We start from the raw sequence: 26,869 nt of genomic DNA on the forward strand, positions 1-26,869 counted from the left end.
TGTGTTACTGTATAACAAATCAACTGCACCCAGACGCCCCGGAGGCCTTATGAAAGCTGGTATCCATCCCGACTACCGCACCGTGCTGTTCCATGACACCGCCGCCGACGTGTTTTTCCTGATTGGCTCCACCGCCGACAGCGATCGCACCCACAAGCACAGCGACGGCAACACTTACCCTTACATCCCGCTGGACGTGTCCAGCGCCTCGCACCCGATCTACACCGGCCAGCAGCGCAAGACTCAGGCCGAAGGCCGGATTGCCGGGTTCAACAAGCGTTTTGCTTCGTTTGGCTCCAGCCCGAAAAAAGCCGACGCGTGAGGGTTTACGCTTCACCTCGAAGGCCGCTCCGATTCCTGGAGCGGCTTTTTTTGTGGGGCTGATATCGTAACGCCATCATTTTCGCAAAAACCGACTAAACTCCTCAGTAAACGCCAGGAGGGCAGACCCAGACCGTAAGGAATGCACGCCGACGATCCGAGGTGTTCCATGGGAGAGTCAGTTACGTTTACCGAGAGCGACCGTGCCGTGGTGCTGTTGATCGACGCCCACCCGGACGTTTTGCACAGCCTGACGCAATTGCTGCGTCTTGAACCGTTCGAACTGCACAGCGCCACCTGCGCTGCCGACGCTTTGACGATTCTCGCAAGCCGGCCTGTCGACCTGGTGATGAGCGCCGCGCGCCTGCCGGACATCGACGGCGCCTCGTTGCTGGCGCATGTCCATCAAGCCTACCCGCACACCGTACGGATCCTGCTGACCGGTGAGACCGATCTGACACTGATCGTCAAAGCCATCAACGAAGGCCAGATCTACCGCTACCTCAGCAAACCCTGGAACGACGAAGAACTGCTGCTGGCCCTGCGCCAATCCCTGGCCCATCAGCATTCCGAGCGTGAGCGCCTGCGCCTGGAGCAACTGATTCTTCAACAGAACGAGGAACTCAAGCAGCTCAACGCCTCCCTGGAAAAACGCGTGGCCGCGCGCACCAGCGAATTGCAGCAAACCGCCGACATGCTCGACCTGGCCTACGAAGAGCTCAAGCACAGCTACGCCACCGGCACCGAAGTGTTCTCGCTGCTGGCCAACCTGCGCCTGCCGCGCGCCAAGCAGACCAACCGGCAGATCATCGAGTTGGTGCGCACCTGGTGTGTGGCACACGGTGTGGACGAGGCCAGCAACCGCGACCTGACCATGGCCGCCGCGCTCTACAACATCGGCAAGCTGAGCTGGAGCGACAGCATGATGGCCTCGCCCTCGGACTTGCTGCACAGCGCCGACCGCGAGCGTTATCGCGCTTACGCCACCCAAAGTGAATCGCTGTTGATGACCCTGGAGCCGATGAAAGACGCTGCGCGCCTGATCCGCCATCACCAGGAACGGTGGGACGGCAGCGGTTTTCCCGATCACCTCAAGGGCGAGGCGATTCCGGCAGGCTCGCGCCTGTTGAAACTGGCCGTGGATTTTATCGAACTGCAAAAAGGCCTGATCCTTGAGCGCCAGATGAACAGCGACGAAGCGCTGCTGTACATCCGCAAATACGCCGGGCGCTTGTATGACCCCGAGATGGTCGAAGACTTTGTGCGGGTGTGCGCCACCTACCTCAATGACGTGACCCTGGGCGATCCGAATGTGAAAGTGCTCGGCACGCGCGAGCTGGAAGAGGGCATGGTGCTGGCGCGCAACTTGAACGCCGATAACGGCATGTTGCTGCTCAATGCCGGCAAAGTCCTGAACCTGCCGCTGGTGGACAAGCTGATCGCGTTCGAAACCATGGAAGGCGCGCGGTACAGCGTGTTTATCAAGGACACCGCCGTAATCTCAAGCTAAATACAGATTAAAAATGTGGGAGCTGGCTTGCCTGCGATAGCATCCCCACGGTTTACCTGATGCACCGAGTTGCCCGCATCGCAGGCAAGCCAGCTCCCACAGTCGATTGCGGCGGTCTGGTTGATCATGTGATCCTTGCGCCCTTTGCTTCAAAGGAAAACCTCCCATGCCATCCACCATCCGCATCGCCGCGGCCCTGCTGATCGGCAGCGACGGCCAGACCCTGCTGGTGCGCAAGCGCGGCACCCAGGCGTTCATGCAGCCCGGCGGCAAGATCGACGCTGGCGAGCAGCCTGCCGAGGCCTTGGCCCGTGAGCTGCACGAAGAGCTGAATCTGCAGATTGAACCCAGCGATGCCATCTACCTCGGCCACTTTTCCGCTCCCGCCGCCAACGAGCCTGGCTTTACCGTGGAAGCCGAGCTGTTCCAGGTGCACATCGATGTCGCCGTCATGCCTGCCGCTGAAATTGAAGAAGTGCGCTGGATCGACCCCGCCGGTGACGGCGGCCTGTCATTGGCTCCGCTGACGCGCGACTTGATCCTGCCGTTTTATCGCCAATCCCTCACGGCATGATCATTCGCACCCTGGGCGCCGGCGACGCCGAAGCCTACCGGGCCTTGATGCTGGAGGCCTACGGCGCTTATCCCCAGGCGTTCACTTCCAGCGTGGCCGAGCGGGCCGCGATGCCGTTGAGCTGGTGGGAAAAACGTTTGAGCGGCCCGCTGGACCAGTTGCTTGGCGGCTTTGAAGGTGAAGAACTGGCGGGCATTGTCGGCCTGGCCTTCGAGCCGCGCGAGAAAGCGCGGCACAAGGTGACCCTGTTCGGCATGTACGTGACCCAGGCTCATCAACAAAAAGGCCTGGGCCGCCGACTGGTCGAGGCGGCGCTCGTTGAGGCGCGCAAACACCCGCGCCTCAAGCTGATCCAGCTGACCGTCACCGCCGGCAACGATGCGGCGGTTGCGTTGTACCAGCGCTGCGGGTTTGTCCAGTACGGCCTGGAACCGCTGGCGGTGCGGGTGGGTGAGGAATACTTCGACAAGCTCCACATGTGGCGCAAGTTGCAAGACCAGTGAAGATCAAAATGTGGGAGCTGGCTTGCCTGCGATAGCGGTGCATCAGTCAGGACTTTTCTTCTGACAGACAGCCATCGCAGGCAAGCCAGCTCCCACAGTGATTTTCATCGTTTCGAATATCAGCGCACGGCACTCACGCCATCCAGCGTGGAAAACGACGTGTCCTTGGCCGTCAGCAAAAAGTCACGCATGTACGGCGCGTCCAGCATGTCGGCACGAATCCCCGCGTACAGCGTCGCAAACAAGCCTTTTTCACCCAGGCGCTTGGCCTTCACGTAACCACGCGAGCTGTACTCATGCAACGCCCAGTGGGGCATGCCGCATACGCCACGGCCGCTGGCAACCAGTTGCATCATCATCACCGTCAGTTCCGAGGTGCGCACTTGCGCGGGCTCGACGTCGGCGGGTTCCAGGAACCGCGTGAAAATATCCAGGCGGTCGCGTTCCACCGGGTAGGTGATCAGGGTTTCGGTGAGCAGATCTTCCGGCACGATGTAGGCCTTGTTGGCCAGCGCGTGCTGGTTGGCCACCGCGAGCATGGCTTCGTAAGTGAACAGCGGCACGTAGGTGATGCCCGGCAATTCCAGCGGGTCGGAGGTCACCACCAGGTCGAGGTCGCCACGGGCCAGGGCCGGCAACGGCGCGAAGGCGAAGCCGGAGGCCAGGTCCAGTTCGACCTCAGGCCAGGCATCGCGGAACTGATCGATGGTCGGCATCAGCCACTGGAAGCAACTGTGGCACTCGATCGCCATGTGCAGGCGCCCGGCGGTGCCGCCGGACAAGCGCGCAATATCACGCTCGGCGCCGCGCAGCAGCGGCAAGGTGGCGTCGGCCAGTTGCAGCAGGCGCAGACCGGCGCTGGTGAAGCGCAACGGTTTGGTCTTGCGCACGAACAGCGGCATGCCCAGGCGTTCTTCCAGCTCTTTGAACTGGTGGGACAGCGCCGACTGCGTCAGGTGCAGGCGCTCGGCGGCTTCTACCAGGCTGTCGGCTTCGCGCAGGGCGTGCAGGGTCTTGAGATGACGGATTTCGAGCACGGGCTCTCCATGAAGACAATTTGTGGCGAATCGGAATTGCGTGAGTTTGTCTCATGTTGCGGCATGTGTCGACACGTTGCTTAAACATGACCGCCCGGCACTCTTCATCAAACTGTCACGCAACTGTGGCAGCGCGCTTGAACAAACTTCATCAGACTCGCGCTCTACTGGGGTTCTGTGTTTCGGTGTTTTTCATGCGCGTGTTGTTTTTACTGGCCGCTCTCTTGTTCGGCCTGCCGTCTTTTGCGGCTTCTCGATGTGACGTCAACGTCCCGACTCAAACGGTTGACCTGGAACAGGTGAGCATCGCCTACCAGAGTATCGGCCGTGCGTCCGACCCTGCGTTGCTGCTGGTGATGGGCCTGGGCGGGCAGTTGATCCACTGGCCGGATGAAGTGGTGGTCGCGCTATGCCAGCAGGGTTTTCGGGTGATTCGTTACGACAACCGTGATGTCGGCCTGTCCACCTGGCGCCAGGCCCCGGCCAGCGCCAACCTGACTTTTGAAGTGCTGCGCTACAAGCTCGGCCTGCCGGTGGCGGCGCCGTATACCCTGACCGACATGGCCGACGACGCGCTGGGTTTGATGGATGCCTTGCAGATCGAGCAATTCCACGTATTGGGCGCAAGCATGGGCGGCATGATCGCCCAGCACCTGGCGGCGATGGCGCCGCAACGGGTGGAAAGCCTGACCCTGGTGATGACCAGCTCCGGCGCCGAAGGCCTGCCCGCCCCGAATGCGGCGCTGGTGCAGTTGTTGTCGCGGCGCAGTGCGCCGAACCGTGAAGTCGCGCTGGAGCAACAGGCCGACCTGCTGGCGGCGCTGGGCAGCCCTTACGTCAAGGATGATCGCCAGGCGTTGCTGCATCAGGCGGCGCTGTCCTACGACCGTGCCTTCAACCCCGACGGCGTGAAGCGCCAGATCATGGCGATTCTCGCCGAACCGAGCCGCGTGCCGTTGCTCAACCAACTGCGCGTCCCGACGCTGGTGGTACACGGCACCGCCGACCCGTTGTTGCCGGTGATGCATGGCGTGCACCTGGCCGCGCATATCCAGGGCAGCCAGTTGAAGCTGATTCCCGGTATGGCCCATCGTTTTCAGGAGGCGTTCAAGGCGCCGCTGCTGACGGCGGTGCTGCCGTACCTCAAAGCCCATCGCGAAGATGCCGCGCACTGGGCGCAGATCGACCTGGACGAGCCTTCGAAGGTGCTGTGAAGTTGGTGTATCGTGGAGCTTTTGCGGCTGAGTGAAGCCAGCGAGGTCTGCCCGTCATGAGTACTTCCCTGAAAATCGATTTCGTCAGCGATGTGTCCTGCCCCTGGTGCATCATCGGCCTGCGCGGCCTGACCGAGGCCCTCGACCAGTTGGGCGCCGAGGTGCAGGCCGAGATCCATTTCCAGCCGTTCGAACTGAACCCGAACATGCCGGCTGAAGGGCAAAACATCGTCGAACACATCACCGAAAAATACGGCTCCACCGCCGAGCAATCCCAGGCCAACCGCGAGCGCATCCGCGACATGGGCGCCGCCTTGGGGTTTGCATTCCGCACCGACGGCCAGAGCCGGATCTACAACACCTTTGACGCGCACCGTCTATTGCATTGGGCCGGGCTGGAAGGGTTGCAGTACAACCTCAAGGAAGCGCTGTTCAAGGCGTACTTCAGCGAGGGGCAGGATCCGTCCGACCACGCGACACTGGCGATCATTGCCGAAAGTGTCGGCCTGGATATCAAGCGTGCGGCCGAGATTCTGGCTTCTGATGAATACGCCGCCGAAGTGCGCGAGCAAGAGCAACTGTGGGTCTCACGCGGTGTGTCGTCGGTGCCGACCATCGTGTTCAACGACCAGTATGCGGTGAGCGGCGGGCAGCCGGCCGAGGCGTTTGTCGGCGCGATTCGGCAGATCATCAGCGAGGCCAAGGGCTGACCGCAGAGTGATCGTTCCCACGCTCCGCGTGGGAATGCCGCCCCGGACGCTCGGCGTCCCGCTCCTAAAGTCGTGACGCAGAGCGTCACAGGATGCATGCCCACGCAGAGCGTGGGAACGATCGCTTTCAGTCAAACTTGTAGCTGATCGCTGTCTGCACCTGCCCCTGGTTCACCTCGCCGGTTTCCTTGACGATGCTGCTGTTGGCCGCCGACCCCACCAGATGCACCCAGCTGGCACTGGTCAACAATGACCAGTGCGTGTCCAGGGGAAACTCGAAACTCTGCGTCAACGTGAAGTTCTGGAACCCCGCGCTGGCGTTGTAGGGGCGAAAGCCCGAAGCCGCCGCCTCTTTGTCATCCACTCCGAAAAACGCCTGGGTCTGGCGCGCATCGGCAAAGTGCGCCATCAAACCGGTGCTGCCGATAATTCCGCCACCCAGCGGGTAGCCCAGCTCGCCGCCGAGCTTGCCGACCACACCGCTTTGATCCCGCGTGCCGCCGACCGACTGGCCAACCTGGGCGTATACCCGCCAGAACTCGGCCGGGGCGTATTGAATGAACCCGCCCACCTCGGCTGCGTCCTGCACATCACGCAAGCCGCGCAGCGAGCCATTGGCCGTGCGCCCCGGCAGGTAATTGATGTAGGGGCCGGCGGTGATGCCGTGGGTGTTGAGCGCGCTCCAGGTCAGGCCGTCGTCGGTGCCCAGGCTGACGTTGCCCCAGTCCAGATCGAAATAGGGAATCGGCTGGGTTTCGTAGCGGCTGCCGGTCGGGTCGTGGGGCTGGTAGCTCACGCCCGCACCCACTTCGCCGGTGATGCCTTCGGCCCATGCGGCGTCGCAAACGCCCCATAGCCCCAGTACACCGGCGAATACAGCAGAAGTCAGCTTGAGCATGAAACGGTTTCCTTGTGTGGGCATGCGCGCATTCACGCGCGAAGGGCACCCGCAGCGCAAGCACTCATCTTGTTTGTAGCGAGCTACAAAAATTGTAGCTCCTGTGACACAAATCCCCGGCTCACATCCGCCAAAACCCCGGCCCTGCGGGGTTTCATCCAGTTGGCACAGTCCCTGCTCTACCCCTTGTGCAAGCGCACAGAGCGCGCCCTTCCAAGGTAATACGCAGATGATTCAGTGGCATATCGTGTGTGATTTCGATGGGACCATCACCCCCACCGATGTCATCGACAACGTCCTCCAACGCTTCGCCGGCCCCGAGTGGGAAACCATCGAACAGGAATGGCTGGATGGGCATATCGGTTCCCGCGAATGCCTGAGCCGTCAACTGGCGCTGATCAAGGCGACCCCGGCCGAACTGCTGGCGTACTTCGACAGCGTTGAAATCGACCCGGACTTCCCGGACTTCGTCGATCACGTCATGGGCCTGGGCGCGACCATCGAAGTGGTCAGCGACGGCATTGAGCAAGGCATCGCGCGCATCCTGTCGCGCAACTACGTGACCCTGCTGCCGATCCTCGCCAACCGCCTGCGTCAGGTTGACCAGAACAGCTGGCGCATCGATTTCCCGCATTCCAGCGATGCCTGCCGCGCGGCGTCCGGCAACTGCAAGTGCAAGTCCACCCCGCGCAACAAGCGCGTGCTGGTAATCGGCGACGGCAAGTCCGACATGTGCGTGGCGTCAACCGCCGATTTCGTCTTCGCCAAAGGCAGCCTCGCCAACTATTGCGAAGCCAACAACATTCCCCACGCGCGCTTCGACACCTTTGCCGAGCTGCCTGCGCTACTGGCCAGGTTGCCAATGGGCAGCGCCGCCAATACCGGCACCTTTGCTGCTGATCTCCCTATTGAAAGTCAGGAACTCTTCCACCATGTCTGATATCCGAATCGCCACTGCCGAAGACCAGATTCTTCTGGATAAAGAAGCCAAGTACTGCTCCTACGGCGACACCGTTCACTACATCGAGCCACCGCGTATTTTCAGCCGCTGCGAAGGCTCCTACGTGTGGGACACCGAAGACCAGGCCTACCTCGACCTGCAAATGTGGTACTCGGCCGTTAACTTCGGCTATGCCAACCCGCGCCTGAACAACGCGCTGAAACAGCAGATCGACACCCTGCCGCAAATCGCCAGCCAGTACCTGCACAAAGGCAAGATCGAGCTGTCGGAAATGATCGCAGTCGACGCCAAGAAGAAGTTCGGCCTCGACGGCCGCGTGCACTTCAACGTCGGCGGCTCGCAGTCCATCGAAGACTCCCTGAAGGTCGTGCGTAACGCCACCAACGGCAAGAGCCTGATGTTCGCCTTTGAAGGCGGCTACCACGGCCGTACCCTCGGCGCCTCGTCGATCACCTCCAGCTACCGCTACCGTCGTCGCTACGGCCACTTCGGTGAGCGCGCGCAGTTCATTCCGTTCCCGTACCACTTCCGCGGCCCTAAAGGCATGACCAAGGAAGAATACGGCAGCCACTGCGTGCAGCAATTTGCCCGTCTGTTCGAGACCGAATACAACGGTGTGTGGGACCCGAAAGTCGGTTCCAGCGAGTACGCCGCGTTTTATGTCGAGCCGATCCAGGGCACCGGCGGCTACGTGATTCCGCCGATGAACTTCTACCGTGAACTCAAGCAAGTGCTGGATCAGCACGGCATCCTGATGGTGTCCGACGAAATCCAGATGGGCTTCTACCGCACCGGCAAACTGTGGTCGATCGAACACTTCGACGTGCAGCCGGACGTGATCGTCTTCGGCAAGGCGTTGACCAACGGCCTCAACCCGCTGGGCGGCATCTGGGCCCGTGAAGAATTGATCAACCCGAAAATCTTCCCGCCAGGTTCCACCCACTCCACCTTCGCGTCCAACCCGTTGGGCACGGCAGTGGGCCTGGAAATGTTCAAGATGACCAACGAAGTCGACTACGGCGCGATGGTCATGGCCAAGGGCAAATACTTCCTCGAAGGCCTGCAAGACCTGCAGAAACGTTTCCCGATCATCGGCGACGTCGACGGCCTGGGCCTGGCCCTGCGCTGCGAAATCTGCGCACCGGACGGCTTCACGCCAGACAAGGCGACCCTGGACTACATGGTCGAAGAGGGCATGAAAGGCGACATGATCGTGGACGGCCAGAAACTCGGCTTGATTCTCGACGTGGGCGGTTACTACAAAAACGTGATCACCCTGGCTCCGTCACTGGAAATCAGCTACCCGGAAATCGACCTGGGCCTGAAGCTGCTGGAGCAACTGCTGGTGCGGGCGACCAACCGGTGAAACAGGTAGAGATCGACCTCGGTGAAGGTGATGCCGGTTTCGTTCTCGGTGAAGGTCCGGTCGGGATCCTGTTGATCCACGGCCTGACCGGCACCCCGACGGAATTGCGTCAGGTCGCCAAAGGCCTGGCCAAGGCGGGCAACTGCACGGTGTACGTGCCCACCCTGGCCGGGCACTGCGGCGATAACAGCGACTTGCAGGCCACCGGCTGGCTGGACTGGTACGAAGGCGTGCGCAAGACCTTCGTGCAGGTGCGCCAGCGCCACGAGCAGGTGTTTGTCGGGGGCTTGTCCATGGGCGCGGTGATGTCGATGTACGTGGCCGCCGAGCACCCGGGCCAGGTCGCCGGGCTGTTGATGTATTCCACCACCTTGAAGTACGACGGCTGGAGCATTCACAAGCTGGCGTTTCTGACGCCGTTGTTGATGAAGATCCCGTTCGGCGTGCACATCTGCCGCTTCGAAGAGAAGCCGCCGTATGGCATCAAGAACGAGCGCCTGCGGGCGATTGTCGAGCGCCAGATGAAGGAAGGGGAGAGCAGCGAGGCCGGTTTGCTGACCATGGAAGGCATCACGGTGCGCGAGTTGCACCGCATGAACGCCGTGGTCAAAAAACGCATGCCCGAGGTCAAGGTGCCGGCACTGGTGCTGCATTCCATCGAGGATGACATCACCAGCCGCTGGAATGCCGATTATGTGGAACGCCATCTTGGCGGCCCCGTGACCAAGATCCTGCTGGACAACTGCTACCACATGATCACCGTCGACCTGCAATACCGCCGGGTGATCGAGCTGAGCGCCGAATTCGTCGAGCAACACGCGGCCTTCAACCCCACACAGATCCAGGTGGGCACCGGCTTGCCTGCGATGGCAGCACTTCGGTCTGCCTGACACATCAGGGTGCCGCTCCTGATCGCCATATAGATAAGGGAAGTACGTGATCACCGCCCAAGCCTTCCCGACCATCCGGGCCATCCAGCGCAGTGCCTGGAACGACTGTTTTCCCGGTGCCCTGGAGGATTGGGACTATTACGTCGCCGTGGAAAACGCGGCCATCCGTGATTTCACCTGGCGTTACCTGGCTGTCTACGAAAACGGCACGGTGATGGCGGTCGCCGCCGCCTTCATCACCGATTATCGCCTCGACACCACGGTGTCGGGCAGCGCAAAGCGCTTTACCGAGCGCCTGGAGCGACTGTGGCCGGGTGTTTTGCAGGTGCAGTTGTACGCCATCGGCTCGCCGGTGGCCGAGCGCTGTGACGCGGGCATTGCCAGCAGCGTGGCCGACGTTCGACGCCCACTGTTTCTCAAACAGTTGCTGCAGGCCGCGCGCCAGGATGCCAACGCGCTCGGTGTGGGCCTGCTGGCGGTTAAAGATGTGCCGACCAGCGACCCGCACTGGGCCGCCAGCTGCGAGGCGGCGGGCTTTCAGAGCATGCCGGGGTTACCCAGCGGGCTGTTGAGCGTGCCTTACGGTTCGGTTGATGCCTACCTGGGCTCGTTGTGCAAATCCACCCGCAAGGACCTGCGCCGCAAACTGCGTGCGCCAGGCCCTCGCGTGGAATGGCGGCACAATATTGATGACGTGTTGCCCGAAGTGATGCGCCTGTATGAAGGCACCCTCAGCCGTGCCGATTTCCAGTTCGAGCGCCTGCCGGCCAGCTACTTCACCGGCATCCTTGAACGCCTTGAAAACCGTGCAGTCTGTGCTCTTTACTGGGTGGACGAGCGATTGGTGGCCTTCAACCTGATCCTTTTGGACCAGCACCGGCTGGTCGACAAGTTTTTCGGGCATGACATTGAATTCGGTCGTGAGTACAACCTGTATTTCAGGTGCTGGCTGACCAATGTCGACTATTGTATTGCGCACAATATTCCGGTGTACGAGTGCGGCCAGGAGGGGTATGCCAGTAAGCTGCGCCTGGGCTGCGAATTTCGCGGCAACAGCATGTTTTTCCGCCACCGTAACCGGCTGGTCAACGGCGTGCTCACACTTGCGAAAATGTTTCTACGACCGGACCGTTCCGACCCTGCCATGGCTGCTGTGATAAGCGAAACCTGATGATCACCAAGACCCGCCAGAAAGCCCGCCCTTTTGCCATTTCGCGCTGGAGTGTCCAGCGCAAGCTGGTGCTGGCGTTTTGGCTGGTCAGCGTGATTCCCACCATGATCGCCGCCGAGCTGGCAGCAACCACGCTGTCGCAGATTTTCGACAGTAACGTGCGCATCTGGCTGCAAGAGTCGACCAAAATCGTCAAGGACGAGATCGGCGACATCCTTCATGACAACGCGCGCATGGCCAAGCTGTTTCTGCGCTACACCAGCCCGCCTTCCAGCAAGCAGGCGGCCAAACACGACCGGTTGACGGCGGACATTGCCGACGCCACCGATATCGATGTGGTCGCGCTGATTCGCAGCAGTGACCACAAGGTGATGTTCAGCACGGCCTCCGATGACATCGTCAAACAGATCGACCTGACCAGCAACGCGGTGCTGCAAACGGTACAAGTGGCTGGCGTCAGCACGGGCCTGGTGGTCTCGACCTTCGAAACTACCCAGGAGGGCGTCGATTACCTGCTGTTGGTGGCCACTTACCTGGACAGCAGTTTCCTGACCAGTGTGGCCGATGTGCACTCCCTGGACTTGCGCCTGTACCTGGCCAACCCGTCGGGGTTCAACGAGATTTTCTCGACCCAGCGCTTTGAGAATCATCCGTCGCGCATTCCCAAGGATGTGGAGACGGCGATGCGCAGCACCCGGCAACCCAGCGAGCAATTCACCAACAACTACAGCGGGTTGTACTGGCCGATCTTCAACGATGCCGGCGACCTGCAAGGGGTGATTTTCAGCGGCTTGCTGCGCCATACCAGCCTGGTGGGGCTGGTGAATCAGAGCAACCTGTTCGTGCTGATTTTCCTGCTCAGCTCGGCGTTGTCCCTCGGCGCCGGGGTGCTGGTGTCGCGGCGCCTGACCCAGCCGCTGCGGGATTTGTCCCAGGGCGTGAACGCGGTGATCTCGGGCAACTACGAGCATCGCGTGCGGGTGACCGGCGGCGATGAGCTGGCGCAACTGAGCAGCACCTTCAACCACATGACCGAGCGCCTGGGCGAGTTGCACCACCTCGAAGCCCAATTGCGCCGCCGCGACCGGCTGCACGCCCTCGGCGAAGTCGCCATGGGCCTGGCCCACGAAATCCGCAACCCGCTGGGCATCATCAAGACAGCCACCCAGTTGCTGCACCGCCGCGTCGACCTGCCGGAAACCGACAAGCGCCACCTGGAATACGTGATCAGCGAGGTCAGCCGCATCAACGACCTGATCACCGAGTTTCTCGATTTCGCCAAGCCCAACGCGCCCCTTCGGGTGTTGCAGCCGGCACGTGTGCTGGTAGAGGAAATTCTCGGGTTTTGCAGCCCGGAGCTGGCGACCCACAACATCGATGCCCACATCGATGACCAGGCCCCCGGTGCAACGCTGTATGCCGATGCCAAACAGCTCAAGCAGGCTTGCCTGAACCTGATTCTCAACGCCATCGACGCGATGCCCGAAGGCGGGCGTCTGACCCTGGGCATTCGCACGGTAGATGACAACACGGTGATCAGCATCGCCGACACCGGCCAGGGCATTCCGGCGGACATGATTGAGCGTATCTTTACTCCGTTCGTCACCACCAAGGCTCAGGGCACGGGTTTGGGCTTGGCGAAAGTCTATTCGATCATGGAAAGTCACGATGGCAGCATTGAATGTGCCAGTGAAAAAGATGCCGGCGCCACCTTCAGCCTGTTCATTCCGGCGCAAGGTGAAGACGACGGCGAGGATGAGGAAGGTCATGACGCATAACGTATTGGTGGTCGACGACGAGCCCAAGCTCTGTGATTTGCTGTCGTCGGCCCTGAGCCAGAGCGGCATTCAGGTGTTCACCGCGAGTAACGGCCTGCACGCGCTCAAGGTGCTGGAGCAGGAAGACATCGACCTGGTGATCAGCGACTGGCGCATGCCCGGCATGGACGGCCCGGCGCTGCTGGCCGAGATCAAGGTGCGCTTCCCCGAGCTGCCGGTGATCGTGATGACGGCCTACAGCACGGTGAAAAACGCCGTGCAGTCGATGCGCAATGGCGCCTACGACTACATCGCCAAACCGTTCGACATCGATGAGCTGGACATCACCGTGGCCAAGGCCCTGCAGTTTCGCGACATCCTGCGCGACAACGCGCGCCTGCGCGCCGAGCTGGACCAGCACGCACAGTTCGACAGCCTGGTGGGCGACAGCCCGGCGTTCCGCCAGGTGCTGCACGCGATCGATTCGGTGCGCGAGAGTAACGCGACCATTCTGCTGACCGGCGAGAGCGGCACCGGCAAGGAAATGGTCGCCCGTGCCATCCACAAACATGGCAGCCGCGCCGACAAGCCGTTCGTGGCGGTCAATTGCGCGGCCATTCCCGAAGGCTTGCTGGAAAGTGAAATGTTTGGCCACCGCAAAGGCGCGTTTACCGGCGCCGTGGCCGACCGGGTAGGGCGCTTCATGCAGGCCGACCAGGGCACGCTGTTCCTGGACGAGGTCGGCGATATGCCGCTGGCGTTGCAGGCCAAGATTCTGCGCGCGTTGCAGGAGCGCGTGATCGAGCCGGTGGGCGACCCGAGAGAGCGCAAGGTGGATGTGCGGGTGATCGCCGCCACCAACAAGAACCTGCTGGACGCGGTGGCGAACAAGGAGTTTCGCGAAGACTTGTACTACCGCCTCAACGTGTTCCCGATTCCGCTGCCGGCCCTGCGCGAGCGCGCCGAAGACATCGTGCCCCTGGCCCGCCACTTCGCCGAAACCCTGAGCGCCACCGCCGGCAAACGTATCACCGGCTTCAGCGCGGAGGCGTTGCAGGCCATGGCGGCTTACCACTGGCCGGGCAATATTCGCGAGCTGCAAAACTGCGTGGAGCGCGCCACCATCGTCGCGGCCAAACCGGTGATCGAAGACATCGACCTGCCGGCCTATCTGTTTGCCTCCAGGCCTGCCGAGGAGGGCGTGGCAGCGCTGCTTGGCGACAACCCGGAAGTACCGGCGGACCTGGACGCCGCACTGGCGGAAGTCGAAAAAACCTACATTCTGGCGGCGTTGAACGAGACCAACGGCGTGCAAGCGGCGGCAGCGTCGAAGATCGGGATTTCCGAGAGAAGTTTCTGGTACCGCTTGAAGAAGCTCGGCATTCACGTCGAGAAGATCATCCGCTGATTTCCCTGAGGATCGTTCCCACGCTCTGCGTGGGAACGCCTCCTGTGACGCTCTGCGTCACGCTTTGGGACGCGGAGCGTCCTGGGCTGCATTCCCACGCGAAGCGTGGGAACGATCAATCAGTGCATGCGAACCCACACGCTGACCAGCACCGTCGCCGCCATCAACCATGCCACCGCCGCCACCGCGAGCGACGCCTCCAACCGCATGCGGTCAACCATGACGTACAGCGTGGCCAGGTACACAAAGTACGGAATGATCGACCACATCCCGAACAGGATGGTGGTCTTCAAATCCTCCACCGAACGGCCCTTGCCGACGATGTAGTGCGCGATCAGCGCGAAGGTCGGAAACAGCGGCACCAGCCCGGCGATGTAGTAGTTTTTGGTCTTGGCCAGCGCGGCCAGGATCAACACCACCGCCGCGCCGAGGGCGGCTTTGAGAAATAGATCCATCAGTGGCTCAACCCGTATTTCTTGACCTTGTCGAACAGCGTGGTCTTGGCCATTCCCAGTTCCTGGCTGGCCTGGGTCAGGTTGCCGCCGCTGCGTTGCAGGGCGTCATTGAGCAGGTTGCGCTCGAACGCTTCCACTGCTTCGGTAAAGGCCAGGCCGTGGCTGCCGCTGCCGGTGCCGCTTTTCTTGAAGGCCGGCAGGCCCAGGGCAAAGCGCTCGGCGACGTTGCGCAGTTCGCGCACATTACCCGGCCAGTCGTGGCTCATCAGGGTGGAGACGGTCTGGTTGTCCAGCTCCGGCACGCTGCGGTCAAACCGTAGCGACGACTGCTGCAGGAAGTGCTCGAACAACTGCAGGATGTCTTCGCGGCGTTCGCGCAGCGGTGGCAGCTCCAGGGTGACCACGTTGAGGCGGTAATACAGGTCGCTGCGGAATTGGCTGGCGCGACTCAGTTCGTCGAGGTCGGATTTGGTGGCGGCGATCACCCGGCAATCCACCGCCACGCTCTGGTTCGAGCCCAGGCGTTCGAGGGTGCGTTCCTGCAGCACCCGCAACAGTTTGATTTGCAGGTTGATCGGCATGCTTTCCACTTCATCGAGGAACAGCGTGCCCTCGTGGGCGTGTTCGATTTTGCCGATACGCCGTTTTCCCGCACCGGTAAAGGCGTTGGCTTCGTGGCCGAAGATTTCGCTTTCGAACAGGTTTTCCGGCAGGCCGCCGCAGTTCAGGGCGACGAATTGGTGGGAATGACGCCGACTGAAATCATGCAGGCAGCGCGCGACCAGTTCCTTGCCGGTGCCGGTTTCACCTTCGATCAGTACGTTGGCCGAGGTGTCGGCCACGTTGGCGATCAGCTCGCGCAGGTTTTGCATGGCGGGCGAGCGGCCGATGATGCGGCCTTCCAGGGAATCACGCTCGGCCAATTGACGGCGCAACGACCAGACTTCCCGCGCCAGCCCGCGCTGTTCCAGGGCGCGGCGTGCCACGTCCACCAGGCGCTCGGGGGAGAAGGGTTTTTCCATGAAGTCGTAGGCGCCGTTGCGCATGGCACCGACCGCCATGGAAATGTCGCCATGCCCGGTGATCAGCACCACCGGCAGGCTTTTATCCAGGGCCTTGAGGCGCGTCAGCAATTCCAGGCCGTCGATGCCCGGCAAACGGATGTCACTGATCACAATGCCGGCAAAATTCTCGCCGATGCGCTTGAGCGCTTCTTCGGCGCTGCCCACGCCCACGCTGTGAATGTCTTCCAGCGCCAGGGCTTGCTGGCAGCCGAGCAACACATGGGGGTCGTCTTCGACGATCAGAACGGTGAGGTCTTTCGAATCTGTATTCATGTCGACTCAGCTTTTTGAGCGCCCGCCAGCGGCAGGCACAAGACAAAGGCAGTACCACCGCTGGCCGGGTGTTCCACGGCGAGGTTGCCGCCGGTGGCTGCCGCGAGGCTGGCGGAAAGCGTCAGCCCCAGGCCCAGGCCTTGTTCGCCGGGTTTGGTGGTGAAGAACGGTTCGAACAAATGCTTGCGCGCCTCGGGGTCGATACCGTGGCCGTTGTCGCGTACTTGCAGGCGGTACTTGTCGTCAACGTTGTGGCCGTCCAGCCACAGCTCGGGAGCCGGTTGTGCCTGCATGGCGTCAAGGGCGTTGCCGATCAGGTTGACCAGAATCTGTTCCAGACGCGTCTGATCGATCTGCAATTGGGCGTGGGCGAAGTCGCGATTGACCTTCAACGGCAAGCCGTCCAGGCGTGCGCCCAGCACCTGAAACGCGGCATCCACGGCTTTGCCGAGGTTGGCTTCGCCCTGGTCGTCACCGCGCCGGGCGAAGGAGCGCAGGCTGGCGGTGATGCGGCCCATGCGGTCGATCAGTTCGTTGATGGTCTTGAGGTTGGTGCTGGCGGTGTCGAGGGCGCCGCGCTCAAGGAAGCGCACGGTGTTGCCCGACAGGGTGCGCAAGGCGGCCAGCGGCTGGTTCAACTCATGGGCGATGCTGGTGGACATCTGGCCGATGGCCGCAAGTTTACCCGCCTGTACCAGCTCATCCTGGGCGTGGCGCAGAGTTTCTTCGGCCTGGCGTCGCTCGCGGATCTGGCCCTTGAGGCGTTCGTTGCTGGCGCGCAGGTCGGCGGTGCGTTCGGCAATCCGTCGTTCCAGCTGGCTGTTGGCTTCCTGCAAGGCTTCCCGCGCGGCAAGGCGGGTGGCGATGACTTTGCGCCGTTCGTTCCAGGCGATCAACAGGAATGCGACCAGGCCAAAGGCGACGGCCACCAGAATGCCCTGGTTGATTGCTGCGCGGCGCAGGTCGTTGAGCGGCGTGAGCAGGGTGAAATTCCACGGGGTGTCGGTGAGCGGGCGGGTTTGCGCCAGGTAGCTGACTTCGTGTTCGTCGTTGACCACTTCGCTGTTGGCCGGGAAGGTCAGTTTTTCGGTGCCTTCGTTGAGGCGCTCGCGGGCCAGGGGCTCCAGCTCGTTCAATGTCGCCCAGTAATATTGCAGGCTGTGGGCCAGGCGTTCCTTGGTCTCGTCGCTCAGCGGGCGCACGGCCTTGAGGCGGCGGGCCGGGTCACTGGAGAGGATGATGATGCCGTTCTCATCGCTGACAAACGCTTCGAGGCGCGCGCGCTGCCAACGATCTTCAAGCGCTTCGAGGCGCACCTTGACCACGGCGACGCCGATGATTTTGCCGTGTTCCTCCAGGCCGTGGGCCAGGTAGTAGCCGGCTTCGCCGTTGGTGCTGCCCACGCCATAGAAACGACCGGGCTGACCGCGTACGGCATTTTGGAAATAGGCACGGAAGGACAGGTCTTCACCCTGGTAACTGTCGGCGTCGCGCCAGTTACTGGTGGCCAGTACGCGGCCGGTGGTGTCCATCACGTAGATGGCCCGGCTGCGACTGCGGCGGTTCAGGCCTTCGAGGTAATCATTGACCGGTTGCCGGGTTTCCTGGTTGGGGTCGGCCAGCAGCGTGGACACGCTGGACTCCAGTTCCAGCAAGCTGGGCAGGTAGGTGTATTTGCTCAGTTCGCTTTCGACGGTACGGGCATGCAACTCCAGCTGGCGTTCGCCGTTGTCGCTGAGGGTGCGAATGCCGTAGTACTCACTGACCCAAAAGCCGATATAACCCAGGCCGATCATCAGGGCGATGATCAGTGGCGGCAGGAACAGTTGGCGAATCAGGCGTGGTTTCACGGCAAGTGATGGCGGTGCGGCGCGAAATTGGTTGGGGTCGCATTTCATCACAGATGCCTTGGGTCAGCTACCAATGTGAATACAGGGATCTTTGGCTGTGAATGCTGATTGTGGCGAGGGAGCTTGCTCCCGCTGGGCTGCGTAGCAGCCCTGAAAACTGACGACCGCAATTCTTCACTGGAAAAATAAGTCGCCTGTTTTGGGGCCACTTCGTGCCCCAGCGGGAGCAAGCTCCCTCGCCACAGACAAGCCTCTCAGCACTGCCTGTATTCATTGCACTTAGTGCTGCAGGATTTTCTCAAGGAAGTGCTGCGCGCGTTCGGAGCGGGCGCTGATGTCGCCGAAAAACTCTTCTTTCGGGCAGTCTTCGATGATCTTGCCGGCGTCCATGAAGATCACGCGGTCGGCCACTTTGCGGGCGAAGCCCATTTCGTGGGTGACGCACATCATGGTCATGCCTTCGTGGGCCAGTTGCACCATCACGTCGAGCACTTCGTTGACCATTTCCGGGTCCAGGGCCGAGGTCGGTTCGTCGAACAGCATGACGATCGGGTCCATGGCCAGGGCGCGGGCGATGGCCACACGTTGCTGCTGGCCGCCGGAGAGCTGGCCCGGGTGCTTGTGAGCGTGGGCCGACAGGCCAACGCGGTCGAGCAATTGCAGGCCCTTTTTGGTGGCCTCTTCCTTGCTGCGGCCCAGCACCTTGATCTGCGCGATGGTCAGGTTTTCGGTGATGGTCAAGTGCGGGAACAGCTCGAAATGCTGGAACACCATGCCCACGCGCGAGCGCAGTTTCGGCAGGTCGGTCTTCGGGTCGGCGATGGAGGTGCCGTCGACCACAATGTCGCCTTTCTGGAAGGGTTCCAGCGCGTTGACGCACTTGATCAGGGTGGATTTGCCCGAGCCGGACGGCCCGCACACCACGATCACTTCGCCTTTTTTAACCTCGGTGCTGCAATCGGTCAGCACCTGGAAGTCGCCATACCACTTGTTGATGTTCTTGATAGAGATCATACGGCAAACCTTTTTTGCAGACGCTTGACCAGCAGCGAGGCGGAAAAGCTGATGATGAAGTAGACGACACCGGCGAAGATCAGGAACTCGTTGGAGCGGCCGATGATGTCGCCGTTGGAGCGGGCGGAGTTGAGGAAGTCCACCAGGCCCACGGTGTAGACCAGCGAGGTGTCCTGGAACAGGATGATCGACTGTTGCAGCAGCAACGGGGTCATCTTGCGGAACGCCTGGGGCAGGATGATCAGGCGCATGGTCTGGCCATACGTCATGCCCATCGCTTGCGCCGCGCCCATCTGGCCCTTGGGAATCGACTGCACGCCGGCCCGCACGATTTCACAGAAGTACGCGGCTTCGAACATCATGAAGGCCACGACGCAGGAGGTGAACGCGCCGATCGGGGTGTCTTCGCCGGTGATCCAGCGCAACACGAACGGCACCGCCAGGTAGAACCAGGTGATCACCAGCAGCAGCGGGATCGAGCGGAAGTAGTTCACGTAAGCGCCGGCCACGCGGGACAGCAGTTTGCTGGACGACAGGCGCATCAGCGCCAGCACCGTACCCAACGCAATGCCGCCGACCACGCCCATGACCATCAACTGCAGGGTCATGACCATGCCGTTCCACAGGCCCGGGATAGCGGGGATGATGCCGCTGAAATCAAATTCCATTATTTACCCCCCACGGAGATCAGGCCGGGCACCGCGACTTTCTTCTCGACCAGGCGCATCAGCAACATCAGGCTCATGTTCAGGGTGAAGTAGATCAGCGTGGCCAGGGTGAAGGCTTCAAACAGGTTGGCCGAGAACTCGGCGGTCTGTTTGGTTTGCGCCAGCAGTTCCATCAGGCCGATCAGGGACGCCACGGAGGAGTTCTTGAAGACGTTGAGGAATTCGGAGGTAAGCGGCGGAATGATGATGCGGTAAGCCTGGGGCAGCAGCACGTTCCAGTAGATCTGCGGCAGCTTGAAACCCATGGCGCGGGCGGCGGATTCCTGGCCGCGTGGCAGCGCCTGGATACCGGTACGTACTTGCTCACACACACGGGCGGCGGTGAACAGGCCCAGGCACACCACCACGCTCAGGTAGGCCGAGGTGGTCGGGTTGAGGTCTTGCTTGTACCAGTCCTGCAGGTTTTGCGGCAGCATGTCGGGTACCAGGAAGTACCAGATAAACAGCTGAACCAGCAGCGGCACGTTACGAAACAGTTCCACGTAGCAGGTCGCGATGCCCGATACGATGCGGTTTGGCACGGTGCGCATGACGCCCAGAATGGACCCCAGCAGCAAGGCGATAATCCATGCCACGACAGCGATGGCGATGGTCCAGCCCAGGCCGGCGATGTACCAGTCGAGATAAGTCTCGCTGCCAACGCCAGTGGACTTGAAGAACACGCCCCAGTCCCAGTTGTAATTCATTAGGGTCTCCCCTCGAAGTCGATCGATGTACAAGCACCCGCTTGGGGAAGATCCTTTCCCGCCCGGCGGTGAACGCCAGGCACACGCGATCGGCTCGAAAACCGCCAGGTCGAGTGTTCCACAGTAAAGCCAGCAGGTAGTAACAGGCACCTGAGGGAGGGTTGGCTCCCTCAGGGGATAAGCTTAGTCAGGTATCAGATTTTTACGTCTGGCGCCGGCTTGTCGCTCGGGTTGGCGATCAGCTCTTTAACTTTCTCGCTCATCGGGAAGTTCAGGTTCAGGCCTTTTGGCGGAACCGGGCTCTCGAACCACTTGCTGTAGATCTTGTTGATCTCGCCGGACTTGTACAGGGCGACGATGGCGTCATCCACAGCCTTCTTGAAGGCCGGGTCGTCTTTACGAACCATGCACGCGTAGGCTTCGAAGGATTGCGGAGTACCGGTGATGACCCAGTCGTCCGGCTTCTTGGCCTTGGCTTCTTCGCCGGCCAGCAGGGCGTCGTCCATCATGAAGGCAACGGCACGGCCGCTTTCGAGCATCTGGAAGGATTCGCCGTGGTCTTTGGCGGAGATAACGTTCATGCCCATTTGCTTGTCGGCGTTCATCGCTTTGATGATGCGCTCGGACGTGGTGCCCGCGGTGGTCACGACGTTTTTGCCTTTCAGGTCGGCAAAGTCAGCGTAGGTTGGCTTGCCGTCCTTGTCTTTCTTGACCAGCAGACGGGTGCCGATTTCGAAGATGTTGACGGTGAAATCAACTTGCTGGGCGCGTTCGGCATTATTGGTGGTGGAGCCGCACTCGATATCCGCGGTGCCGTTCTGGATCAGCGGGATACGGGTTTGCGAGGTCACCAGGTTGTACTTGGTTTTCAGGTCGGGTTTGTTCAGGTCTTTTTTCAGGGCTTCAACGATGGCCAGCTGAATGTCGTGGGAGTAGCCCACAGGTTTGCCCGAACCGTCCGCGATGTAGGAAAACGGAATGGAGCTGTCGCGGTGCGCGAGGGTGATGGTGCCGGAGTCGTTGATTTTCTTCAGTGTGCCGGTGAGTTCGGCGGCGAAAACTGGAGTGCTGATCAGAGCAGCAGCGATAGCTGCGCCCAGGATATGGGGAACGATGCGCATCAATACTTCCTCGACATTTGTTTTTTTTATGAAGCCGGCTAAACGGCTCTCTTGTACAGCGAATGCCCGTGACGGCTCCTGAAGCGTCTCAGGCAATCGTCAGGGAGTGTAGAGCATGAGTCGTGCCACACCTGAAATAAAAGGTTATCTGGCTGATTTATAAGGAGATTAAGTTTCTGTTACGGGAAATTTGTAACTGGCCGATCCGGTTAACCGAATGGTGTGGGGGATGCCGTTCGGAAAACCGAATGGTCGCAGATGTGTTTCAGGTGCAGCTTTAATGTGGGAGCTGGCTTGCCTGCGATGCAGGCACCTCGGTCTTCAGGTGTACCGAGGTGATGCAATCGCAGGCAAGCCAGCTCCCACAGGTTCGGCGATGCAATCAGAAGGTGTAGTCAGCCGAGACCACCGCTGCGCGACCATCACCCGGCACCGCCCAGCCGTTGTTGCGGATGCGGGTCAGGTATTCCTTGTCGAACAGGTTGTTGACGTTCAATTGCAGGTTCAACTGCTTGTTGACCTTGTAACCCAGCATGGCGCGCTGCACCGCGTAGCCCGGGGCGGTCGGTGCACCGGCGGCGCTGACCAGGTATTGCCTGGATTGCGCCGTGATGCCGTAACCCACCTGGAAGTCATACGGCAGGTCATACACCGTCCAGAGGCTGGCCGCATGTTTTGGCGTGAACGGCAGGGGCTCGCCTTTCTGCGCGTCGAAGCCGGTGGTGGCCAGGGTGAAATCGCTGGCACTGCGCAGCACGCGGGTGTCCAGGTAGGTGTAGTTGGCGAAGACCCTCCAGCGCTCTGTAATCGCACCACTCAGGCCCAGGGCCACGCCGTCGGCGCGGGCTTTGCCGTCGAGCGATTGCGAGCCGCTCAGGTTGGTCGGGTCCGGGTCGGCGACTTTGTAGTTGGTGCGGTCATTGCGGAAGATCGCGCCGGTGACCGACAGGGCGTTGTCGAGGAAGTCCCACTTGGTGCCGATCTCATAGCTGACGGCGGTTTCCGGAGCGACGTTGCAGTTGTTGGTGGCGCCGCTTGAGGTCTTGGCCGGTGTGAAGCAACCGCCGTTGACGCTGGACTGCGACGGCGTCTTGCTGTTGCCGTAGGCAATGTAGAAGCTGCCGTTTTCCACCGGTTTGTACACCAGCGCCAGGCGGTAGGACGTCAAGTCATCCGCTTGGCCGAAGCGCGTGCCCGGGGTTTCCACGCCGGCTGGCGAGTAGGCATTGGTCACCGAGCTGCCGGCATTGTGCTCGTAGCGCAAACCGCCGTTGATTTCCCACTGCGGGTTGAGTTTGAGCGTGTCGAACGCATAGGCGGCGCGGTTGTTCAGCGCGCCGTCGACGTGGGCGGCACGGGTGAAATTGACCGGGCCTGACCAATAGGAGTTCGGGTCGCTGAAGCTGACCGGCGGCGGCACGATCGTGCTGCCGTCGCTGTTGGTCAGCCATTTGCCGGTGTCCGCCTGGTATTCCTCGCGGCTGATGGCGATACCGGTCACCAGCGTGTGGTCGATGAAACCGGTGCTGAAGTGGCTGGTCACGTCGGTCTGGTTGGTGAACATCTTGTTCTGGGTATTGCGCTCGTTACCCAGTGAGCCGCCGGCAGGCTGGAAGAAGCCCGGGGCCAGGCCTTTGGGGCACGGCGCGCCGGTGATCTGGGTGCCGCTGGCCAGGCAGCCGGCCTGGGCGCCTTCGGGGCCGGAGGCGCGCAATTCCTGGCGCACCCGCTCGATGCGGCTGAAGTTGCGTACGGACACCGAGTCGTTGAAGTCGTGTTCCAGCTTCAGGCTCAACGCGTCCGAGGTGATCTGCTGATCATTGACGTTGTGATAGCCGTAGAAATCGCTCCAGCCCACACCCGGCATGGGTTTGCCGTTGAAAATGGGAATGCCGTACTGCGGCGTGTTGTCGTCTTTCTGATGCTCATAACTGAGGGTTACGCGGGTCGGTGTGCCCAGGCCGAAGGCGATGGAGGGCGCGATGCCCCAGCGCGAGTAATCTTCATAATCGCGACCCGGCACATCGTTACCATGGGCCATCAGGTTCAGGCGAAACGCCGTGGTGTCGTTGAGCTGGCTGTTGGAATCCAGGGTCAGGCGCTTGTAGTTGTCTGTGCCGATGCCCGCGCTGACGGTGGTTTTGTCGCGCAGCTCCGGCTGCTTGGTCACCAGGTTGATGGTGCCGCCGACGGCGCCGGAGCCCGAGTACACCGAGCTTGCACCGCTGACGACTTCCACCTGTTCCAGGTTGAAGGGGTCGGTGCGGCTGTATTGGGCGCTGTCGCGCACGCCGTCGACATAGATGTCGCCGCTGGCCGAAAAACCGCGCAGGTTGATGCTGTCGCCATATCCGCTGCCGCCTTCACCGGCACCAAAGGTGATACCGGGCACGGTGCTGAGCACATCGCGCAGGCTCAGCAGGTTCTGGTCATGAATGACTTCCTTGGGAACCACCGTGATTGTCTGCGGCGTGTCGCGCAGCGCTTCGGTGTACTTGGGGGAAGAGGGGGCCACGGGGTAGTAGGTGCTGGTGCTTTGGGCCTGACCTTCAATGCTGGTCGCGCCAAGCTGGATTACCCCTGTGTTGTCATCCGCTGCAGTCTCCGCTGCATAACTGAAACCTCCCTGCGCAGCCACTGCCAAGCCCACAGCCGACGCGAGCAGATGCCGCGATGAAAGGGGGGCAGAACTGATCCCGGTAGCCATTGAATAGTCTCGTGTTGTTGGAATTGAGAGGCGATCGTAATTGATAAGTGATCTCAAATGTAATAGTTTGTAACAAGATGATTCGTGAAATTTTTGTCAGCTTCGATCATGGCGCGCACGCATATGCACAGTGGGAACCCCGACAGTGAACCGTCTGAAATCACAGAAAACCCCCGCGCCTATGCGCGTTGGGTGATGCACGCCGCACAATTGGGAGACGCCGACGCGCAGGCCACCCTGGGCCAGTTGTTACTGGACGGGCGGGGCATTCAAAAAGATGAGGCACTGGCCTTGAGCTGGTTCCGCATCGCCGCGCTGCAACACCACCCGATGGCGATCAACATGATCGGGCGTTGCCTGGAGAATGGGTGGGGTAGCCAGATTGATCTTGCAGAGGCTGCACGGCATTACCGGCAAGCGTCCGAGCTCGGTCTGGATTGGGGGATCTACAACTATGGCCAGTTGCTGACACGCGGCCGTGGCGTTGAGAAAGATCTGTCTGCGGCTTACAACATGTTCCGTCAGGCTGCTGCGAAGGGGCACGCCAAGTCGATGAATCTGCTCGGCCGGTTTCACCATGAGGGCGTGGTGGTGCCGCAGGACATTCAACAGGCCAGGCAGTGGTATCAGCGCTCGGCCGAAGGCGGGGATTTTCGCGGGCAGTACAACCATGCCGCTGAGCTGGCCGAGGCGGGGGATGAGGCGCAAGCCTGCCTGTGGCTGGAGCGCGCGCTAACGACGGCGACGCCGGGCTTTTTACAGGCGGCTTACCCGGTATTGCTGGGTTCGGCGTTCAGCGCCATTCGTGACATGGGCCTGCGTTATCAGCGCCAGGCACTGGACGCGTAAAAAAGCCCCTGGACCTTTCGGTGCAGGGGCTTCTTATGCAGCACGAACCTGCGGCTGATCAGGCCGCTTCAATCTTTGCGCGGGTTTGCCCGACTTTGGACAGGTAACGCTGCACGTTGTCCTGTTCTTCCGCCGTAGTGAACAGGCCAAGCTTGGTGCGGCGCCACAGGATGTCCTGAGGTTGGGTCGCCCATTCTTCGGCGCACAGGTAATCGACTTCGCGGGTGTACAGGCCGCCACCCAGGTGGTCGCCCAGGTCTGCCAGCGCTTGCACGCCCTCCAGCAGGCGCCAGGTGCGGCTGCCGTAAGTGGTGGCCCAGCGCCGGGCGATCTCGCTCGGTACCCAGTCGAATTTGGCGCGGATGGCGTCGGCCAGCGCCTCTGGCGTGGTCATGTTCTCGCCACCGGGCAGGCTCGCCTTGGCGGTCCAGCTCGGGCGCATCTGGGTGAAGAACGGCGCCAGCTGCGCCATCGCCGACTCGGCGAGCTTGCGGTAGGTGGTCAACTTGCCGCCAAACACCGACAAAATCGGCGCTTCGCCGTTGCCGCCAGACAGCGCCAGGGTGTAGTCGCGGGTGATGGCCGACGGGTTGTCCGACTCGTCGTTGCACAGCGGGCGCACGCCCGAGTAGGTGTGCACGATATCGTCGCGGCTCAGTTGTTTCTTGAAGTGCGCGTTGACCACTTTCAGCATGTAGTCGGTTTCACCTTCGGTAATCGCGACTTTTGCCGGGTCGCCGGTGTATTCGCGGTCGGTGGTGCCGATGATGGTCAGGTGGTTCAGGTACGGAATGGTGAAGACGATACGCTGGTCTTCGTTCTGCAGAATATGCGCGTGGGCACCTTCATACAGGCGCGGCACGATCAGGTGGCTGCCCTGGATCAGGCGGATGCCGTAAGGCGAGTCCAGCTTCAGATCGTCCCTGATGAACTTGGCCACCCACGGCCCGGCCGCGTTCACCAGGGCGCGGGCGCGGATCGAGAACAGGCTGCCGTCGGCGCGTTCCATGTTCATTTCCCACAGGCCGTTGCTGCGGTGCGCGCTGATGCAACGGGTTTGGGTGTGGATATGCGCGCCCTTTTCGCGAGCGGCCATGGCATTCAATACCACGAGGCGGGCGTCATCCACCCAGCAATCGGAGTACTCGAAGCCTTTGGTGATTTCACTTTTCAGCGGGCTGTTCGCGCCGAACTTCAGGCTTTTGGAGCCTGCAAGTTTTTCGCGCTTGCCGAGGTGGTCGTACAGGAACAGGCCGGCACGAATCATCCACGCCGGGCGCAAATGCGGGCGGTGTGGCAGCACGAAGCGCATCTGCTTGACGATGTGCGGGGCCTTGGCCAGCAGCACTTCGCGTTCGGCCAAGGCTTCACGCACCAAGCGGAATTCGTAATGTTCGAGATAGCGCAGGCCGCCGTGGATCAGCTTGCTGCTGGCCGACGAAGTGTGGCTGGCCAGGTCATCCTTTTCGCAAAGGAATACCGACAACCCGCGACCGGCCGCGTCTGCTGCAATGCCGACGCCATTGATCCCGCCGCCGATAACGGCAACGTCATAGACTTCGGCAAGCGGTGGAGCAGGCAAGGTGGAAGGGTTCATCGGCTGGCCTCGCGATCTTTTTCGTCTTGGAATTCGAACATGAATGTTCATTTGCGAAAATGTTAGCCGATAAACGCGCGCGCAGCCACCCGACTTCGATTGAAAAAACTCATCGAAGGGTGGGGAAAAGAAGAATTGTGAACATCGTGGGGAATGGAGCGCCTGTTAGACCGCTATCGCGGGCAAGCCCGGCTCCCACAGGTGA

General features: G+C 61.3%; 24 protein-coding genes. 13 read left to right on the forward strand and 11 right to left on the reverse strand.

Annotation, left to right across the window (positions count from 1 at the left end; all coding sequences use genetic code 11):
• Positions 1-49 precede the first annotated feature (49 nt).
• The 4 genes from ATI14_RS12780 (at position 50) to ATI14_RS12795 (ending at position 2,908) form a co-directional block, all read left to right on the forward strand.
• Complete coding sequence (locus ATI14_RS12780; protein WP_016970719.1) at positions 50-322, forward strand: type B 50S ribosomal protein L31; 273 nt, start codon at positions 50-52, stop codon at positions 320-322.
• A 168-nt stretch (positions 323-490) separates the two neighbouring features.
• A complete protein-coding gene (gene nosR, locus ATI14_RS12785; RefSeq protein ID WP_016970720.1) occupies positions 491-1,831 on the forward strand; it encodes a response regulator c-di-GMP phosphodiesterase, NosR family in 1,341 nt (446 codons plus the stop codon).
• Between the two features lie 166 nt (positions 1,832-1,997).
• On the forward strand, positions 1,998-2,405 hold the full coding sequence (locus ATI14_RS12790; RefSeq protein ID WP_016970721.1) for an NUDIX hydrolase: 408 nt from the start codon (positions 1,998-2,000) through the stop codon (positions 2,403-2,405).
• Positions 2,402-2,908 carry a GNAT family N-acetyltransferase gene (locus ATI14_RS12795; RefSeq protein WP_016970722.1) on the forward strand — a complete coding sequence of 169 codons (507 nt, stop codon included), beginning with the start codon at positions 2,402-2,404 and terminating at the stop codon, positions 2,906-2,908. Before ATI14_RS12790 ends, ATI14_RS12795 begins: the two co-directional genes overlap by 4 nt.
• A gap of 119 nt (positions 2,909-3,027) precedes the next feature.
• Here ATI14_RS12795 and metR read toward each other — a convergent pair whose 3' ends face one another.
• The gene (gene metR / locus ATI14_RS12800; protein ID WP_016970723.1) at positions 3,028-3,945 is read right to left on the reverse strand and encodes a transcriptional regulator MetR; all 918 of its coding nucleotides are present in this window, start codon (positions 3,943-3,945) and stop codon (positions 3,028-3,030) included.
• 194 nt (positions 3,946-4,139) lie between these two features.
• Here metR and ATI14_RS12805 point away from each other — a divergent pair, with 194 nt between their 5' ends.
• Complete coding sequence (locus tag ATI14_RS12805) at positions 4,140-5,159, forward strand: alpha/beta fold hydrolase (protein ID WP_016970724.1); 1,020 nt, start codon at positions 4,140-4,142, stop codon at positions 5,157-5,159.
• Between the two features lie 56 nt (positions 5,160-5,215).
• Positions 5,216-5,869, forward strand: coding sequence for a DsbA family oxidoreductase (locus ATI14_RS12810; protein ID WP_016970725.1), 654 nt, complete (start codon positions 5,216-5,218; stop codon positions 5,867-5,869).
• 127 nt (positions 5,870-5,996) lie between these two features.
• On the opposite strand, the gene ATI14_RS12815 is transcribed toward ATI14_RS12810, so the two are convergent.
• Positions 5,997-6,767, reverse strand: coding sequence for a MipA/OmpV family protein (locus tag ATI14_RS12815; protein WP_016970726.1), 771 nt, complete (start codon positions 6,765-6,767; stop codon positions 5,997-5,999).
• A gap of 229 nt (positions 6,768-6,996) precedes the next feature.
• Here ATI14_RS12815 and ATI14_RS12820 point away from each other — a divergent pair, with 229 nt between their 5' ends.
• Genes ATI14_RS12820 through ATI14_RS12845 form a run of 6 tightly spaced genes read left to right on the forward strand, consistent with a single transcriptional unit; the run spans position 6,997 to position 14,320 of the window.
• The gene (locus ATI14_RS12820; RefSeq protein ID WP_016970727.1) at positions 6,997-7,707 is read left to right on the forward strand and encodes an MtnX-like HAD-IB family phosphatase; all 711 of its coding nucleotides are present in this window, start codon (positions 6,997-6,999) and stop codon (positions 7,705-7,707) included.
• Positions 7,700-9,094: an aspartate aminotransferase family protein gene (locus ATI14_RS12825; RefSeq protein WP_016970728.1), complete on the forward strand. Its 1,395-nt coding sequence runs from the start codon at positions 7,700-7,702 to the stop codon at positions 9,092-9,094. The genes ATI14_RS12820 and ATI14_RS12825 overlap by 8 nt, the downstream gene beginning before the upstream one ends.
• Positions 9,091-9,984: an alpha/beta hydrolase gene (locus ATI14_RS12830; RefSeq protein ID WP_016970729.1), complete on the forward strand. Its 894-nt coding sequence runs from the start codon at positions 9,091-9,093 to the stop codon at positions 9,982-9,984. The genes ATI14_RS12825 and ATI14_RS12830 overlap by 4 nt, the downstream gene beginning before the upstream one ends.
• Positions 9,985-10,030: 46 nt before the next feature.
• Positions 10,031-11,155 carry a GNAT family N-acetyltransferase gene (locus ATI14_RS12835; RefSeq protein WP_016970730.1) on the forward strand — a complete coding sequence of 375 codons (1,125 nt, stop codon included), beginning with the start codon at positions 10,031-10,033 and terminating at the stop codon, positions 11,153-11,155.
• A complete protein-coding gene (locus tag ATI14_RS12840) occupies positions 11,155-12,933 on the forward strand; it encodes a sensor histidine kinase (RefSeq protein WP_016970731.1) in 1,779 nt (592 codons plus the stop codon). The genes ATI14_RS12835 and ATI14_RS12840 overlap by 1 nt, the downstream gene beginning before the upstream one ends.
• A complete protein-coding gene (locus tag ATI14_RS12845) occupies positions 12,923-14,320 on the forward strand; it encodes a sigma-54-dependent transcriptional regulator (protein WP_017255879.1) in 1,398 nt (465 codons plus the stop codon). Before ATI14_RS12840 ends, ATI14_RS12845 begins: the two co-directional genes overlap by 11 nt.
• Positions 14,321-14,439: 119 nt before the next feature.
• On the opposite strand, the gene ATI14_RS12850 is transcribed toward ATI14_RS12845, so the two are convergent.
• From ATI14_RS12850 to ATI14_RS12890, 8 genes are all read right to left on the reverse strand, one after another.
• Positions 14,440-14,775, reverse strand: coding sequence for a GlpM family protein (locus ATI14_RS12850; RefSeq protein ID WP_016970733.1), 336 nt, complete (start codon positions 14,773-14,775; stop codon positions 14,440-14,442).
• A complete protein-coding gene (gene aauR / locus ATI14_RS12855; RefSeq protein WP_016970734.1) occupies positions 14,775-16,112 on the reverse strand; it encodes a two-component response regulator AauR in 1,338 nt (445 codons plus the stop codon). Before aauR ends, ATI14_RS12850 begins: the two co-directional genes overlap by 1 nt.
• Positions 16,109-18,010: a two-component sensor histidine kinase AauS gene (gene aauS, locus ATI14_RS12860; protein ID WP_016970735.1), complete on the reverse strand. Its 1,902-nt coding sequence runs from the start codon at positions 18,008-18,010 to the stop codon at positions 16,109-16,111. The genes aauR and aauS overlap by 4 nt, the downstream gene beginning before the upstream one ends.
• Positions 18,011-18,241: 231 nt before the next feature.
• A complete protein-coding gene (locus tag ATI14_RS12870; RefSeq protein WP_016970736.1) occupies positions 18,242-18,976 on the reverse strand; it encodes an amino acid ABC transporter ATP-binding protein in 735 nt (244 codons plus the stop codon).
• Positions 18,973-19,644: an amino acid ABC transporter permease gene (locus ATI14_RS12875; protein ID WP_016970737.1), complete on the reverse strand. Its 672-nt coding sequence runs from the start codon at positions 19,642-19,644 to the stop codon at positions 18,973-18,975. The genes ATI14_RS12870 and ATI14_RS12875 overlap by 4 nt, the downstream gene beginning before the upstream one ends.
• Positions 19,644-20,390, reverse strand: coding sequence for an amino acid ABC transporter permease (locus tag ATI14_RS12880; RefSeq protein ID WP_010212762.1), 747 nt, complete (start codon positions 20,388-20,390; stop codon positions 19,644-19,646). The genes ATI14_RS12875 and ATI14_RS12880 overlap by 1 nt, the downstream gene beginning before the upstream one ends.
• Positions 20,391-20,584: 194 nt before the next feature.
• Entirely contained in the window at positions 20,585-21,511 is a 927-nt protein-coding gene (locus ATI14_RS12885) for a glutamate/aspartate ABC transporter substrate-binding protein (RefSeq protein WP_016970738.1), read from the reverse strand.
• Positions 21,512-21,893: 382 nt separating this feature from the next.
• On the reverse strand, positions 21,894-24,218 hold the full coding sequence (locus ATI14_RS12890) for a TonB-dependent receptor (RefSeq protein WP_016970739.1): 2,325 nt from the start codon (positions 24,216-24,218) through the stop codon (positions 21,894-21,896).
• 123 nt (positions 24,219-24,341) lie between these two features.
• On the opposite strand from ATI14_RS12890, the gene ATI14_RS12895 reads away from it, so the two are divergent.
• On the forward strand, positions 24,342-25,067 hold the full coding sequence (locus ATI14_RS12895; RefSeq protein WP_016970740.1) for a tetratricopeptide repeat protein: 726 nt from the start codon (positions 24,342-24,344) through the stop codon (positions 25,065-25,067).
• Between the two features lie 58 nt (positions 25,068-25,125).
• Here the strand turns inward: ATI14_RS12895 and glpD are convergent, their stop codons facing one another.
• The gene (gene glpD, locus ATI14_RS12900; protein ID WP_016970741.1) at positions 25,126-26,664 is read right to left on the reverse strand and encodes a glycerol-3-phosphate dehydrogenase; all 1,539 of its coding nucleotides are present in this window, start codon (positions 26,662-26,664) and stop codon (positions 25,126-25,128) included.
• Positions 26,665-26,869 lie beyond the last annotated feature (205 nt).

Origin of the sequence: Pseudomonas tolaasii NCPPB 2192 (assembly GCF_002813445.1) — a bacterium.
Taxonomy (GTDB): domain Bacteria; phylum Pseudomonadota; class Gammaproteobacteria; order Pseudomonadales; family Pseudomonadaceae; genus Aquipseudomonas; species Aquipseudomonas tolaasii.